General features: G+C 57.8%; 12 protein-coding genes, 1 tRNA gene and 1 pseudogene. 5 read left to right on the top strand and 9 right to left on the bottom strand.

What is annotated here, in order from left to right:
* Window positions 1–348: pseudogene (locus PSV40_RS11265) on the top strand (hypothetical protein); the annotation flags it as partial.
* A 698-nt stretch (window positions 349–1,046) separates the two neighbouring features.
* Here PSV40_RS11265 and PSV40_RS11260 read toward each other — a convergent pair.
* The 5 genes from PSV40_RS11260 to PSV40_RS11240 all read right to left on the bottom strand — a co-directional run bounded on the left by PSV40_RS11260 (window position 1,047) and on the right by PSV40_RS11240 (window position 8,688).
* Window positions 1,047–2,189: a tetratricopeptide repeat protein gene (locus tag PSV40_RS11260; protein WP_300537474.1), complete on the bottom strand. Its 1,143-nt coding sequence runs from the start codon at window positions 2,187–2,189 to the stop codon at window positions 1,047–1,049.
* A 40-nt stretch (window positions 2,190–2,229) separates the two neighbouring features.
* Window positions 2,230–4,767: a GIY-YIG nuclease family protein gene (locus PSV40_RS11255; RefSeq protein ID WP_300537472.1), complete on the bottom strand. Its 2,538-nt coding sequence runs from the start codon at window positions 4,765–4,767 to the stop codon at window positions 2,230–2,232.
* Window positions 4,760–6,343, bottom strand: a complete 1,584-nt coding sequence (locus PSV40_RS11250; protein WP_300537470.1) for an Eco57I restriction-modification methylase domain-containing protein — start codon at window positions 6,341–6,343, stop codon at window positions 4,760–4,762. The genes PSV40_RS11255 and PSV40_RS11250 overlap by 8 nt, the downstream gene beginning before the upstream one ends.
* Complete coding sequence (locus tag PSV40_RS11245; protein ID WP_300537468.1) at window positions 6,340–6,984, bottom strand: N-6 DNA methylase; 645 nt, start codon at window positions 6,982–6,984, stop codon at window positions 6,340–6,342. Before PSV40_RS11245 ends, PSV40_RS11250 begins: the two co-directional genes overlap by 4 nt.
* Window positions 6,985–7,290: 306 nt before the next feature.
* On the bottom strand, window positions 7,291–8,688 hold the full coding sequence (locus PSV40_RS11240) for an integrase family protein (RefSeq protein ID WP_300537466.1): 1,398 nt from the start codon (window positions 8,686–8,688) through the stop codon (window positions 7,291–7,293).
* A 162-nt stretch (window positions 8,689–8,850) separates the two neighbouring features.
* On the opposite strand from PSV40_RS11240, the gene PSV40_RS11235 reads away from it, so the two are divergent.
* Both PSV40_RS11235 and PSV40_RS11230 read left to right on the top strand, forming a co-directional pair.
* Window positions 8,851–8,917, top strand: a tRNA-Phe gene (locus PSV40_RS11235).
* A gap of 604 nt (window positions 8,918–9,521) precedes the next feature.
* On the top strand, window positions 9,522–9,869 hold the full coding sequence (locus tag PSV40_RS11230) for a metalloregulator ArsR/SmtB family transcription factor (RefSeq protein ID WP_300537464.1): 348 nt from the start codon (window positions 9,522–9,524) through the stop codon (window positions 9,867–9,869).
* A gap of 9 nt (window positions 9,870–9,878) precedes the next feature.
* On the opposite strand, the gene PSV40_RS11225 is transcribed toward PSV40_RS11230, so the two are convergent.
* From PSV40_RS11225 to PSV40_RS11210, 4 genes are all read right to left on the bottom strand, one after another.
* Entirely contained in the window at window positions 9,879–10,328 is a 450-nt protein-coding gene (locus PSV40_RS11225; RefSeq protein ID WP_300537462.1) for a DsrE family protein, read from the bottom strand.
* A gap of 86 nt (window positions 10,329–10,414) precedes the next feature.
* Window positions 10,415–11,692 carry an NAD(P)/FAD-dependent oxidoreductase gene (locus tag PSV40_RS11220; protein ID WP_300537460.1) on the bottom strand — a complete coding sequence of 426 codons (1,278 nt, stop codon included), beginning with the start codon at window positions 11,690–11,692 and terminating at the stop codon, window positions 10,415–10,417.
* Between the two features lie 14 nt (window positions 11,693–11,706).
* Window positions 11,707–11,991, bottom strand: a complete 285-nt coding sequence (locus PSV40_RS11215) for a c-type cytochrome (RefSeq protein WP_300537458.1) — start codon at window positions 11,989–11,991, stop codon at window positions 11,707–11,709.
* A gap of 128 nt (window positions 11,992–12,119) precedes the next feature.
* Window positions 12,120–13,214 carry a YeeE/YedE family protein gene (locus tag PSV40_RS11210; RefSeq protein ID WP_300537457.1) on the bottom strand — a complete coding sequence of 365 codons (1,095 nt, stop codon included), beginning with the start codon at window positions 13,212–13,214 and terminating at the stop codon, window positions 12,120–12,122.
* Between the two features lie 236 nt (window positions 13,215–13,450).
* On the opposite strand from PSV40_RS11210, the gene PSV40_RS11205 reads away from it, so the two are divergent.
* Both PSV40_RS11205 and PSV40_RS11200 read left to right on the top strand, forming a co-directional pair.
* Window positions 13,451–14,314 (top strand): MBL fold metallo-hydrolase, encoded by an 864-nt coding sequence (locus PSV40_RS11205; protein WP_300537475.1) that lies wholly within the window; start codon window positions 13,451–13,453, stop codon window positions 14,312–14,314.
* Window positions 14,314–14,826, top strand: coding sequence for a hypothetical protein (locus PSV40_RS11200; protein ID WP_300537455.1), 513 nt, complete (start codon window positions 14,314–14,316; stop codon window positions 14,824–14,826). The genes PSV40_RS11205 and PSV40_RS11200 overlap by 1 nt, the downstream gene beginning before the upstream one ends.
* Window positions 14,827–14,905: the final 79 nt, after the last annotated feature.

Here is a 14,905-nt window from a genome sequence, read left to right as displayed (position 1 = left end):
GCCCAAACCTCGGGCAGGCAATCTCGCCTCACACACAGAAATTCAGACACCCCCTCGGCGCGAGCCATTCAAAAGAAAATGCCGACCCTCGGGACTAATCAAACCACAGCTCATAGTGCCCTGAAGGAGTCGCTTAGCAAGTCTTTGGATGTTGACAAGGATGGCACACCACCTGGAAGGCCGTGCATTAGCCTTGATGATGCGCTTGCGATTGTTGCGCCTTTGATGCCGGTGGCACCTAAATACAAAAAGGAGCGCGCCAAAGCGGCAATTGCCGGGCTTGTGGGCAAAGACCTGATGGGTAGGAACGGGGATTTGTTGTGGGACAACCAACCGCATCAACTTTAAGCTGACCGGGTTGCCCTTCCCGGTTCCACCCCCTCTTATAGAGGGGGCGGGTAAACCGGGAAAACGGGAACATACCCAGAAGGTCCGGAATACCCCGAAACAGGAAGAGCGGGAAAAACGGGAAACTGTGTATCTCGGGGTTTGCGGCCAGGAATCACGAGCCAAGAAATTAGTCACCAGCTTAGGGACAAGGAGTGGAGACCGGCGCGCAGCGACGGAGGGTCCACGACGCAGCCCCGGTGGCTGGGGACTAATTTGCTATTGAAGTGCCGACAAAAAACCACTGAACAAGCCTGTTGCCCCGTAAATTGGTCGGCTCTTTGTCTCGATAAGGCCCATGCCCATGGGGCATGTCGGACTTGTGACCCTCCCGGCTACGCCTCCGGGCCACCGTCCTCCAGGCCCTTTGCCCAGAGCATGCGGATGTTGGACGGTTGGTCAGACCTTTTGTGCCTTCAAAGGCGGGTCTATTTATCGGCTGTATATCGCATGAATCTAAAGACTACACATCGTTAGTACATCGCTTAGAAGTATGAAAGAACTTCTATTTAAGAAGCACTGATTGTTTTGAATTTATCGGCTGTATATCGGCACCGATATTTTTGATGAATACGCTGGTTGCCTGCTAAAGCTGTAATGGCATTCGTACGTACCGAAAATCGCCGCCGTTTGCCGCCTCCATCTTTATTCGGCCACCGTCAGCAGGTGGCGTCGCTGGATTGCTCGGCGGTTTTCGGTTCCCACTTGCGCACGGAGCCTCGGGTGGCGGCCCGTTGGTCGGGTGACAACTGCTGCTCAGAAATATCGCGCCCCTTTGTTGCATTTTTATCGCCCTGTGCGCTGGACAGAAGCCACCAAAAATAAGCCATCTGCACGTCCTTGGAAACGCCTAGGGCGTTGTAGTACATCGAGCCTAAGTTGTACTGCGCCCCGGCATGACCCTGCTCAGCAGCTTTGCGATACCACGCTGCTGCTTGCTGGTAATCCTGGGACACGCCAGCTGCCCCGGTGTAAAACTTCACGCCTAGGTTGAATTGGGCTCGGGCATGTCCTTTCGCAGCGGCTTTGAGATACCACGCAACGACTTGCTGGTCGTCTTGTGGCACGCCTTCGCCTTTGGCATACATTTGACCCAGGATGAACTGTGCATCGGCTTCCCCCTGCTCAGCAGCTTTGCGATACCACGCTGCTGCTTGCTGGTAATCCTGGGACACGCCTTCTCCTTTGGCATACAGTCGCCCCAAATTGAACTGCGCATCGACATAACCCTGTGCGGCTGCTTTGGTCCACCAGTTAAGGGCTTGTGTGGGATCTCTTGCTGCGCCTTCGCCCTTCACGTACATCTGCCCTAAGTTGTTCTGCGCCGAGGCATCGCCTTGCTCGGCTAGGTTTTTAAACCCCTCAAAAGCTATTTGGTAATCCTCGCGTTCGTAGGCAGCAACAGACTGTTCATATGTTTGCGCGGTGATTGCTGCACCAGAAACCACCGAAGACCTCGGCTCGGCTACTTGCGGTTGCTGGAAGCTCGTAACCTTCTGCTCTGTTCGATTCTGGTTCTCAACCTTGGGTGTACTTGAATACAGGGCCACGATCGCGTGGCCATATTGCTCATGAATGTCTAGGGCGCCAAAGGCCCGATTTCCCTTCGCCAAGTCTCTGCGGACCGTCTTAACGACCTCAGGCTGTTCGATGATCACCATTGCCGGGCCAAGGGGAACACCCTGTCTCACGGCGTAATCAACGGAATCAAAAAGTGTTTTCTTTATCGCTATCCCGGCTATTGCCTTGAAGACCTGCCACCCAAACCAAACTACAGCTGCTATGCCAATAATCTCGAACATGCTTACTTTTCCCCTTGTATTGACTGTGCCACCCTGCGTCTCACTCCCTCGCAACCACGGTGTCATATAAGCCGTAATGAGTAAGGCCCTTGTGGCTCTCGACACCGGTATAGCGGAGCGACGCATCTTCATACCGCCGGAATGCAAAGACGGCCTGATTCATCTGCTCGGTGTTAAACACCTTGAGACGCACGAGCAGGTGAAAGTCCTTCACGGTCAGCCCCGTGACCGTCTCGAACAAGCCGGGCTCAATTTTGGTGATCACGTCTTGCAGCTTGTTCTCTCTGAAATCGGTCAGATACATGAAGGCTGGAATTCGGGTCGCGAACTTGATGAGTTTCTCCTGTATCAGCTTCCGCTTGGACTTATATTCCTTCTCCTCCTCGGTTAGCATCTTCTTCTCTTTGGTCGACAAGTCCTTGCCCTTCGCCTTATCCTTTAGCTTCTTCACGAGATCACTCTTATTGATGATTGTTTCGATGATGTTGTCACCAAGAGCGCGCCACCCTTCGATGCGTTCCATGGCAGCCATCGCCTCTGGGTTGTCGAGGATACGGCGCAGGGTGTCGTTATCCACATTGACGAGCAGTGCACTCTCCCATTTGCGTGCAAGCAGCGTGGCTGAGGTCCCGGCCATTGCGATGTCGAGGATGCCGCCCGCATCGATTTGCGTCATATTCGCACCGTCGTAGGCAAGGACAGGCAGAAACGATACGAGGTCCTTGACGGCGTTTTCTGGGTTCAACTCGTTGGGCGAGAGCCCGATCCCGTATTCAGAGAGCTGCCGCAGCGCCCGCGTGGGTGCGAAGTCGAACACGAAACAAATCGGCTTGAGGATTTCCTCCTCCTTCGGGTCGTCACCGTTGGGGTTCTTGATCGACCAAGGCGACTGCACGCGAAACGCCGCCTGAAAGTAGGTCTCTGGCGACTTCAGATTGCGCAGCATCAGAATAGACGACCACTGCGCCACAGTGACGCCGGTCGTGAGCTTGCCACACGAGAGCGTGATGGTCTTGGTTTCGAAGCCGCTGCCGATGGCCTCACGCACGGGTGGCAGCGCCTCCAAACCGATACCCGCCGTGGCACCAGCGGCGACAAGCGCGTCGTAGTCGTGCCAGAAAACATTGTGCTTCTCGGCCAACAGATTCGCCATCGCGTGGCAGGCCGCGACGTTGGGCAGAAACCAAAACGAGTGCTGGAGATATGGGAGCAGGCGCACGTCCGAATAAGGGAACGGCGGCCGGGTGCCAGTCTTGAGATGTTCTACAGCCCTCGGCGCATAGCCGCCACGAATGATATCCAGCCACTTCTGTACATCGCTCTTGTGCTTGAACTGCGCCTTGGCGCCTGTTCCAGTAGCCTCAAAAAACGCGTTGAGATCGAACTCATCAAACTCCCCGGCACTCGCAATCGCCACCAGCTCGTCCGGCATCTGATAGGTGAGCAGCCGCATCTGCGGCAGCGCGCCATAAGGGTTCCATTTGGTGGGGCTCTTCTTTGCAAACTCCTCCTTAGCGCGCTGCTCGTCGGTGTAGGTCCAATTGAAAATCTGCTCTTCGATAAACTCGCCTGTGGCCAGCGCCTTGAAGGGCGTGCCGGAGAGATAGAGGTAGGCTTTGGTGGTGATGGGCAGGAACTGGGTCTCCTTAGTGGAGAGCACGCCGAGGTCTTCGTTCACGTCTTCCAGACCGGCGGCGTATTCCAGGTTGGTCTCCTTCTTTGCGACTGCAGCGTCTTCGCCCTCAAACAATTCCTTGGCGGTGTCGCGCCACGCGCCGAAGTGATATTCGTCAAACACCACCAAATCCCATTTCACTACATGCAGCCACTCATTCTTGGCTTTGATGTTACCCACCGAATCACGCCCCAGCAGATCTTGAAAGGAACCGAAATAGACCAGCGGCTTGTTCTTGGAGATCTTGGTCGGGTCGCTATCGGAATTTCTTGACATGTATTGCCAGCCGTCAAAGTCCGCGTGCGATTCGAGGTCGGTCTGCCACGCGTCCTCCACGGCGGGCTTGAAGGTAAGCACCAGCACTCGCTTCGCCCCGAGTTTTTTTGCGAGCTGGTAGCTGGTGAAGGTTTTGCCAAAGCGCATCTTGGCATTCCATAGAAAGCGCGGGGCGGCTTTTTTATCCTCCGCCCAGATGGAGTGGAAGTAGTCATAGGTCTTGTCCACCGCTACAGCCTGTTCCTTCCGCATCGCGAAGGTCTGAGAGTGCGTGCCGGTGAACTTCTTTCCCGTGCGAAGCTCTGTGAGCACGGTCTTCACATCCTTAAGCGTGCAGCGCATCCACTCTAGCTCGGTGTTCTTGATCCCCTTCCTGGCGAGGGCTGCGCGTACCTCGTGATCGGTAAAGATCGTGCCGTCGTCGCGCTCTCCGGACTCTTCGAGCTCAATCTTGTAGTTCTTAATCGCGGCAGTCTTAAGCTGTTCGGCGACGCGCTGTTTCACATTGCGCGTGGTCTGACCCACTTTGAGCAGACCGGCGTGCGCCTTGTCCGCGATGGAGTAGGCGTAGATGCGTGGTCGCGCTACCGGCTTCGGCAAAAGGATTTGATCGATAGTTTTACTCATCGGCACTGTCGTCAAGGTTCATCGCCCTAACCTGCGAATCGATGTATGCCTGCTCCTTTAGCGTGATCCCATACTTAGCATACAGAGCTTCGTCCGTCCATGTACGGTCCCAAGTCTGCATCGGCACCCAAACGTAAGTTGAGTGAGTGGCGTGTTGAGTGATCTTTCGCACAGAAACGAGGAATCGAAAAAATCGCGTTGTGTAATAAGACTGGAGGCTCATGGCCTCCTTGCGTGAGCGAACGTTAAAGAACAGGAATGACTGGGTGCAAACAGACGGCGACGGAGCAATCAAGGGCTTACCCAATATTTGGTGGGGAAGTCCGTCTCCGCCATTGAACGCCTGGGGAACAAGGACCTTCCAGGTATCGATCATTTGCGCGCTCTTGGTCACCGCGTCTCGTTCGATGTAGCCTACGTCGCGCTTCATCTTACGAATGTAGTAAATCGGCAGGTCGCCCGAACGCTCCTTTTCGTGGAAACCGTCGAAGTTGGATGTCCAGCCGAATTCTTTGTCTCGGGCGAGAATCGTGTTGATGGACGTTTCGTCGTGAGCTAGCACCTTGTGCAAAATGGATACGGCACGGGCGTCCCGGACGAAAACGTCGTACTCACCCAGTTTTCGCTGAACTGGCCCAACAACCTCAGCGCCACGAATCGTTGTTACTTTGCAGTCGCCACTGTGAGCTGAGTCCCAAAGGAAGTAACACACCCCTGCCTTCACCTCGACCCCGGGGAACACGTCGTTTGCAGCCGGATAATCGACAAGTTCGAGCATGCGCCGGTCCTCAAGCATCGTCTGGCGGAACTCGCTCAGACCAAGCCCTGAAGCCATCCAGCGCGATGGGATGACCATGCTCAGAAATCTAGGCTGAAGCATCTTGGCTTGCTCAACAAAGCGTTGATAAATTGGAACGTCGCGAGTGCCGCCGTCACTCGCCAATTGATAGGGGGGATTTCCGATGATCACGTCAAATTGCATATTCACTCCAAATTGTTGCGACACCCAAGCGCTAATCTTGTCGGTGTGAATGAACGCGTAAGCGTGGGTTTCCAGGCCAGCCGCACGATCAAAAACTGATTTTCCAGCACCACAAAATTTGCACTTTTCACCAGCCCACGTGTGCTTCATACGCTTGAACCAAATGTTTCCATCATCGCTGGCGAAGGATTTGACGATGGAGTGTGAGCCGTTGGCGCGCTTGGAGCAATAGACGCTTCGGCGGGCCAAAAGGCTGGTGATTTGCGTAATGCCGATGCCAAACACTTGCTTGGTGAGGATGTGATTCACCCGCTTCTCTAGGTTCGGAATCTCCTTATCTAGTCCTTGGGTGAGGCGGCTGGTGATCTCGCGCAAAAACACGCCGGATTTGGTGCAGGGGTCCAAAAACCTGACCGTCTTGTCGGCCCAGAGGTTCGCGCCATTGTTGCTGGCCGCCCACGCCCCGGCGAGTGTGTCCAACATTTTGTTGGCGAACTCCGGCGGCGTGAACACTTCGTCGTTGGAGAGGTTGGCTATGCACGTCAGCACGTCGGGGTTGCGGTTGCGCAAGGTAAAACTGGCCTGGTTAGTCATGCCGGGGCCTCCTGAACACTGGTGGCCAGCTCGTTCACCACCATGGGCGGGTAAGTTTTGGTAGGCGTGAAAATTTCGTGCTTGCCGAGCTGGGCGAAGAGCGACCCCTCGGAGCTGAATGCCGACGAACCGGTGAGAACGTCAAGACGGAAGTCACGCCGCTGGAACCGGCCCTTGCCCAGATAGGCCCACTCGGCAAAGGTGATTGGCAGGGCCTCTTGGGTGCGCATCGTCATGGCATCACCGTGCACGAGGTTTTGCGAAAGCACATAGAAAGCGGCGCGGTACAGGTCATCTGTCTCATCAAGCTGCAGATACTCGGAAAAAATCTCCAGCATGTTCGCGCGGCACTCGACAATGTTGTCTGGCAGCAGTTCGATGCCATAGAGACACATCAGTCCGAGCAGCGCATAGTGACTTCGCTCGAAATCTGACTTCCCGTATTTGAGTTCCACTGCGGCCAGCTTGCGGCGCAGGATCTGCACGAGGAAGTTGCCGCTCCCGCACGCTGGCTCCAAGAAACGCGAGTCTATACGTTCGGTCTCGCCCTTGACGAGATCGAGCATTGCCTCGACCATCCACGCGGGAGTGAAGACCTCCCCGTGGTCGGAAACGCGTTGTTTGGACTTAACGAGGTTCATGTTCCGGTAACAATCTAGCGGGTTGCGGTAGTTGGATATAGGCGCCCGAACGCTGTAGGTCCGTCGGGGCAGTCTATCAGGTGAGGTTGAAGGAATTGGAGAGATTCCAAGCGGGCAAAACACCAGAGGTTGATGCGATCCAGCCGGTACATGACCAGCCCAACTTTGCCGATCTAGCCGCCAGCGATTGATTGACTTGCGCGTCATGCGGCTTCTGAAAGCGCATGAAAGTTCTTCAGTGCATCGGCATAAAGGTTTTCCTCATCGGTCAGGGTAGTTAGTCCTGTCCTGTCTGGTGCTAAGCGGTTATGCGGCGTGCGCCACCAATTGCAGCTTGCCCGGCTCGGCCTTGGGATCAAACACAATCCCGGCTTGCCCCAAAATCCACGCCTCGATTTTCTCGTGGTGAACACGCAGCAGGTCGAGGGGGCGGCGGATGTAGTTCTGTTCACGCACACCTTGGGGCGCATGGCCTTGAATCTGTGCACTGATTCCGCCGGGTATGTCCAGCCACTCGCACAAACTGGCAAAGGAGCGACGCAACCCGTGCAAGGTCAGCACCAGCCCGGCAGCGGTGCATGCCTTGCGGTGGGCAATGCTTGGGTCAGTCAATCGGCCTGATGCGCTGCGGGTCGATACGTCACCCACTGGCGCAGCATGTCCTTTGGCTTCGTGATAGCGGGCGCGGCGTTCCGTGTTCTTTTGGGTTGGGTCTAGCACCAGTACGCTTGAAAACACCCACTCGTTGCGCTTGGGCAGGCCGGCCAGTAATTGCGCCACAAACGGCGTTAAAGGCACGGCTCGGCGTCCTTCTATCTTGTCCTTCAAGTCGATGCCCTTCCATTGAAAGTTCACGTCCTCCCATTTCAACGCGGCCAGCTCCTCTCGGCGTGCGCCTGTGAGTAGCAGGCATTGCAGGTAAGCACTGATAACAGGGTTAGGTATCTGGCGAACATGATCAAACCATGCGGGCAGTTGTTCGCGTTGGAGATAGTCGTTTTTGGGTTTGGCTTTGCCTGCGAGTTCGCGGGTCTTTTTGGCGCTCGCTGCGGTGGGATCAGCCTTGCCTTTTAGGTCTGCTTCAGACGCGGCCCAACGTAGAAACGCCTTCAATAATCGCAGTGCAGACCGAACACGGGCGGGGCGCTCTTTGGCTTCGCGGCCAGCCCACGCCTCAACTACTGGCGCGGTCAGATCGACCAAGCGCAACGGCATTAATTCAGCCAGTGGCCCTGCCTTGGTCAGAACACCGGGGCGGCGCTCGCGTTGGATGCCCCCTTCTTGCGCGAGCAGGTCATGGTCCCGGATGGTCAGGGCGCCCCAATGTGGGCGGCGTTCTTTGGTGTAGCGGCTCCATGCTTCGCCCACAGTCACGGCATTGGCAGCAGCGGCAGCTTGTTTTGCAGCTGTTGCCGCCAATGCGCCACGTTTCAGTTCTCGAGGGTCTTGACCTTCATCAATCAGTCGTTGCAATTCGCGGGCCTTGCTGCGCGCCTGCTCGATGCTCCAAACGTCAAGGCTCCCAATGGTCAGGCGGATGGTCTTGTCTTGATACCGGCCCTGAAAAACATAGGCAGGTTTCCCGGCCGGGGTTGCCCGCAGTGCCAACCCCGGCGCAGTCACGTCCCATAGAAAAGCTTGGGCCTTGTCAGCCGGGCAGGTGAACCCGCTAACCCTGCCGGCCGTGAAAACAACCTTTGCCATGTTGAACCCCTGGTGGTGCTTACATCGCCCGGATGTAACGGCGGATGTAAGCAATTTTCCCGAATATTGGCGTAATTAAATCAATACTAAGACCATTAGTTGAGCGCCTAAAGTCCTTTAAGTCGTTGATTTATATAGATTATATGGGTATTAATCAACAAAGGCAAATATATAAATTCAAGAATTGAAAATCCTTGTGTCGGTGGTTCGATTCCGCCCCAGGCCACCAGAACAATCTCCTGATGAATCAACAGGTTCACAAGGTAGATGCAAAAAAAGCGGCCCGTCAAACGGCCGCTTTTTTTGTTTTCTGACGCAGTCTCTGACGTTCGTGTTGGAAATCAGTTCCGTTGACTGCGCGCCGCTGCGCTGCAGACCCACCTTGGGGGGCGTAGGCAAGCAGGGCGAACGCAGTCGGGAAGGGGACGTCCAAGTGCGGCAAGGTGTAGCCGCCGTGCAGTCAATGCGGTGTGATCACCGGCCGGCAGCCTGGCGCGAACCGGCCCATTTCTTTGCCATGCAAGATCATCGCCAGCAACAAAGTACTTGTTGATATATGTATAAATTGGCCCGCCACGCAGCATGTTCGTCAGGCATCTGCGGATGCGGCTGCGAGCATGATGAGTCTGGCGGAACTGCTGAAGCCGAATGGCGCCGAAGTTGTTGAGGCCAACCGAAGTGAGTCAAAAATGCCGCGCGGCGGGCTGCGAAGACGACGTGGACCTGCCTCACGGAAGGCATGACCCAGGGCGCCGGATCTCGACGGTGCAGAACAAGTGTATATTCGAAATTATTGAACAATATCGACTTTCTTTGAGGCTAAATCGACACCTATGGCTAAGCTTGCAAGCGGAACAGATTCATCTTCAATCACCGAGTCTGATCAGGTTTTTGAGTCCGCCGCAGAACTTTTTCGGGCCATGTCGGCACCGATGCGGCTGAAGATCATCAGCAGCTTGTGCAATGGCGAGAAAAACGTGAGCCAGCTGCTCATGGAAATCGACACCACTCAGCCCAATATGTCCCAGCACCTGAATACGCTTTATCAGAGCGGCTTCATTGGCAAGCGCCGTGATGGTGTCCAGATTTTTTACCGGATCATCAACGACCGGGTTGTGACGCTGTGCCGGGCGATCTGCACGCAGATCGCGATCGAGACGGACGAAAAAAATGGCCGATGAAGCTCGGCATCACGGCTTGATGTAAACGAAGCCTTCCTGGGCTTGCAGTTTGGCTGCTTCTGCAACGCCCGAAGGGACAACTTTTGCCTCCATCAGCAGCTTGCCCGGCGAAATGTTGCGCGTTGTCAGCGTGTTGTTGCAGACCCGGAATTCGACACCACGACCTGCCAGTGTGCTGACGGTGGAGCTGAACTCGCGCCCACGACTGTCCTTCGCGTCCTGAAGCATGAAGTCGATACCGGGCCCGTTGGTGACCACCACAATCCTGGCTTTAGGGTCCGCGTTCAAATGGTTCTGGATGTTGTTCAGTGCGGCGGCAGCAGTTTCAATGCCGGTGGTGAGGTGATAGACCGCCTTGACCGGCTGGGACGCATGAGCGCTCTGGCTGGTGGTGGCGCAGCCCGAGACGGTGCCGGCAGCGAACACGGCGATCGCCAGGGAAAGAATAAGTTTGCGCATCAATCGTCCTTAAAAAAAATGAATCCCCGGCAAGTGCCGGGGAAGATAGAAGGTGGAGGGTGACGGCAAACAAGTTGCCGACATCCTCACAGCAGCGTATCGGCCCAGATGTTCTGCGCCCAGTTCCAGGCGTACACGCCTTCCAGCTCATTGGGCGCGGCAGAAACACCCCCTGAACCGGCCACCGTCTTGAATGTTTTTTCGGCGGCCACATACTGGTGCACAGACGCCACGTGAACAACCAGCTTGTCATTGACGAAGCTGTAGCAGGTGTTGGTCAGCACCGGATTCGGGTTGACCGCCATGCCTGAGAGCTGTGCCACCACGGCCGCCGCCACGACCTTGCCGTGCGAATTGGCCATGTGGCCGGACTTGGGCATCAGTGGCGCTGAAAGTGTTGAATCGCCAATGATGTGCACGTCCTTGGCGGCTGTGGATTCAAACGTCAGGTAGTCGACGTTGCACCAGCGGGCGTTGGCGTTGGCCAGGCCGGACTTCATGGCAATGGCGCCGGCGCTCATGTTGGGCAGCACATTGAGTACATCGGCCTTGACATCGTTTTGGACCTCGAACTTGACCGTGCTGGTCCTGGCATCCACCGCGATGGCCTTGTGCGCGCCACGGTATTCCAGCATGCCCTGGTAGTTTTCTGCCCAGAACTTCTTGAACAGCGGCCCCTTGGAGGTGACATCCGGATTGGCGTCCAGGATCAGGACCTTGGATTTTGGCTTGGCCTTCTTGAAGTAGCTGGCCACCTGGCTGGCGCGCTCGTATGGGCCGGGGGGGCAGCGGTAGGGGGCCAGCGGAATGGTGATGGCATACACACCGCCGTCGGGCATGGCTTCGAGCTGGCGGCGCAGCGCCAGGGTTTCCGGGCCGGCTTTCCACGCCTGCAAAATCTGCCCCGACGCATTGGCGGCCTGCAGGCCTTCGATGCTGTTCCACATCAGGTCGATGCCGGGAGACAGGATCAGCTTGTCGTAACCGATGGTGGCGCCACCGGCCAGCGTCACGGTCTTTTTGGCGGCATCGATGGTGCTGACCATGTCCTTGACAACGGTGACACCGTGTTTGCCGCTGAGTTTGTCGTAGGGCGTGGTGATGTCGCCCATGGTCTTGGAGCCGCCCAGCACCAGATTGGAGATCGGGCAGGAAACGAAGTTGGTGTTGGGCTCGACCATCACCACATCGATCTTGTAGTTCGACAACATGCGCACATACTTGGCCGCTGTCGCGCCGCCGTAGCCGCCGCCAATGACGAGCACCCTGGCCCGGTTGGGGATGGTGCCCGTGGTGGCGCAGCCGACCATGCTGCCCAGTGCGCCGAGGGCCAGGGAGGCCTGAACAAAATTGCGTCTTTTCATGGTGCTTCTCCGGCTTAGCGTTTGGTTGCGGCGAAATAGGTAGCGATGCTGTCGATCTGCTCATCGGTGAAGCCCTTGCCGAGCTGGTGCATCACCGTGGCTGGGCGCGAGCCATCCTTGAAGGCCTTGAATTGCATGACCATGTAGCTCTTGGGCATGCCGACCAGCGAGGGGATGGCCGAGCCATCCACCGTGCGGCCATCGGTGCCATGGCAGTTGGCGCAGGTCGCGGCGAGGGCGCGCGTGTGCAGGATGGCGCTTGCATCCTGAGCCACCGCGGCGCTTGCCGCGATTGTCATGAGCAAAGCCGCGGCTAGGTGAATCCTGAAGTGCATGGCTGGTCTCCTCTGTTAGATATCAATCAACATGAATATAGCCAATGAATGACCCGATGTACCGCGGGTAAACACGCACAACCCGCCGCCGCTCAGGGCGCAGTCAGGGCGGGCCGTCCCATGGCCATGCGCTCGCCGATGGGCTTGCCGTCAAGCAGGCGATCCGTCAGGCCTGCACCAGCCCACATGCCGACCAGGGCGATCCAGGCCGTCAAGGCAAAAATGGCCCCGCCGGTGATGCCTGCGCCGACGGCGCAGCCGCCCGCCAGCATGGAGCCAAAACCCATGAACACGGCGCCCGCAATATAGCGGCGCATGCCGTAACCATCGGTGAAACCTTCCAGCTTGAGATCCTTGCCAATCCAGGCGCCGATAAACGAGCCAACGAAGACACCTGGCAGCAGGCCAAAGTCAAAGCCGATCGCCGGCGCCGGTGAAGACAGCACCCGCATCAGCCATTCCGCGGAAGGACCGCTGAAGGTCAGGCCCTGGACTTGCACCACTTGAAACGTGGTGACCGACACGAGGTGGGTGTAGCCCCAGCCTGCGGCCACCATCAGGCCTGCGCCTATGCCGCCAACCCATTTCCACAAACCCCAGCCGCTTCGCACCGAAAAGAAAAGCGCTGCAGCAAGCCACACCAGGCCAAAAAGAAGTCCGCCCCAGTGGCCGGCGCCAGTGATGGCCAGCAAATCACGCGAGGGGCCGCCGTCCACTGTCCACCAGGCGCTGATGGTGTTGCGCAAGGGCGCCAGCGACCCGGAGAGCGAAGCTTGCGCGGTGACGGCAAAGATCAGCCCTGAGAGCAAGGCCCGCAAATTGCCGTTTGCAGACAAGATCAGCAAGCGACTGGCGCAACCGCGGGTCATGATCATGCCGGCGCCAAACAGCAGGCCGCCGATCAAGGCCCCCGAGAGACTGCCACGCGCGGCGATCTGGCGCGCTGTGCTCACATCGAGCGAATGCGTCAGGATCAGCAACTGGACACCCACCACGGCGCTGGAAAACGCCAGCAGCCACACGGAGAGCTTTTCACCGAATTTTCCATGCCAGAACTCGATGGCAGCGGCCCGCAGGCAAAACTTTGAGCGCTGGGCAAAAAATCCAAAAAGGACGCCGATCACGAGCCCTCCGATCGCCAGGGCCGCGCTCTCACCGTAACGCTCAAGAAGGCTTGCCAGGTTCATGACGGTTCCAAATAATTCAGTATTAGCTTATATTAATGGTAAGTTCAGTGGCACGGTTGCCTTTTGATCTTGCTCAAGGGCGCTGTTTTGACCAGCACAGGCGAGGCGGGGCGGTGTTTGCGGTTTTGTGGGGGACACGCATGGCGATGACGGGAAATTCTTTTTGCTGGCGCGGCCTGGGCGCGCTGTTGGCTGCGCTGAGCGCCTTGACGGTCTACGCCGACCCGGTGCCTGCCATGGTGGCGCAGAAGGTGTCGCCCTCTGCGTGGTATGTCGAAGGCGTATCGGCCCTGGGCTCACCGGCCAACCAGAACTTCATTTCCAACGCGGGATTTGTGGTCACACCGGCAGGCGTGGTGGTGATCGATGCGCTGGGATCGCCGGCATTGGCGACACGCCTGATCGCCGAGATCCGCAAGGTGACGCCGCAACCCGTCACGCATGTGATCGTGACCCACTACCATGCCGACCACATCTACGGCCTGCAGGCCTTCAAGGCGCAGGGAGCCCGCATCGTGGCGCACCGTGCGGCGCGCGCGTATATGACTTCGGAGACGGCCCGGCTGCGGCTGGAGACCTCGCGCCAGGAACTTGCGCCCTGGATCGATGCCCAGACGCGGCTGGTGGAGGCCGACGAGTGGATCGACAAGGACAAGGAACTGGTGGTGGGCGGCGTGCGTTTCCAGCTCAAACACGTGGGCCCGTCGCATACTCTGGAAGACCTGGCGATCTACCTGCCCTCGGAAAAGGTGCTGTTCGCTGGCGACTTGGTCTTTCGCAGCCGCATTCCGTACGTCGGTCAGGCTGACAGCCGGCACTGGATCGTTGCGCTGGACGATCTGCTCGCGTTTGATACGGCCGTCATCGTGCCTGGCCATGGGCCCCTGTCTTCCGAGGCCCGCAAGGACATGCAGCTCACACGCGACTACCTTGTTTATCTCCGGACCGCGATGGGGCAGGCGGCCAGGAATCTCGAACCCTTTGAAGAAGCCTACCAGGCCACCGACTGGACGCGGTTTGAACACCTGCCGCTGTTTCGTGTCGCCAACCGCATGAACGCCTACAACACCTACCTGCTGCTGGAACAGGAGACCAAGTGATGCCCAAGACCCTCTTGATGTCTGGCGCCACGGGTACCGGCGCTTACCCCCTCGCGCGCCGCCGTCTGCTGCTGGCAGGCGCTGCAGCCTGTGCCTGCGGAGCCACGGCGGCCGCGCCGGCCACCTTGCCCCCTGCGCTGTCGCTGGGCGATGAACTTGCGCAGGCCCTGAAAAAAGGCCTGCCCCTGGTGGTGATGGCCAGCCTGGAAGGCTGCCCGTTCTGTATCGTGGCCCGCGAGAACTACCTCGTTCCGCTGCGGGAGCAACACGGGCTGGTGGTGGTGCAAGTTGACATGCGCAGCCGCAGGCTGGTCAGGGACTTCAAAGGCGTGACGCTCACCCATGATGACTTGATCCGCAGCTGGGGCATCAAGGTCGCGCCTACGGTCCTGTTTTTTGGGCGCGGCGGCGCGGAAATTGCCGAGCGCATGGTGGGCGGCTATATTCCCGACTTCTACGGCGCCTATCTCGATGAGCGCCTGCGTGTGGCGCAAGCCGCGCTGCGCGCCTGACCAGTGGCAGGCGCGCGCTAAACATCTCGCCTGCCAGGCATGGCCGTCTGCAGGCCTGTCTCAAACGCCGGGCGACTGC

Origin of the sequence: Polaromonas sp. (assembly GCF_029945925.1) — a bacterium.
Lineage (GTDB): Bacteria > Pseudomonadota > Gammaproteobacteria > Burkholderiales > Burkholderiaceae_C > Polaromonas.
This window is presented reverse-complemented; position numbering and strand designations above follow the sequence as displayed.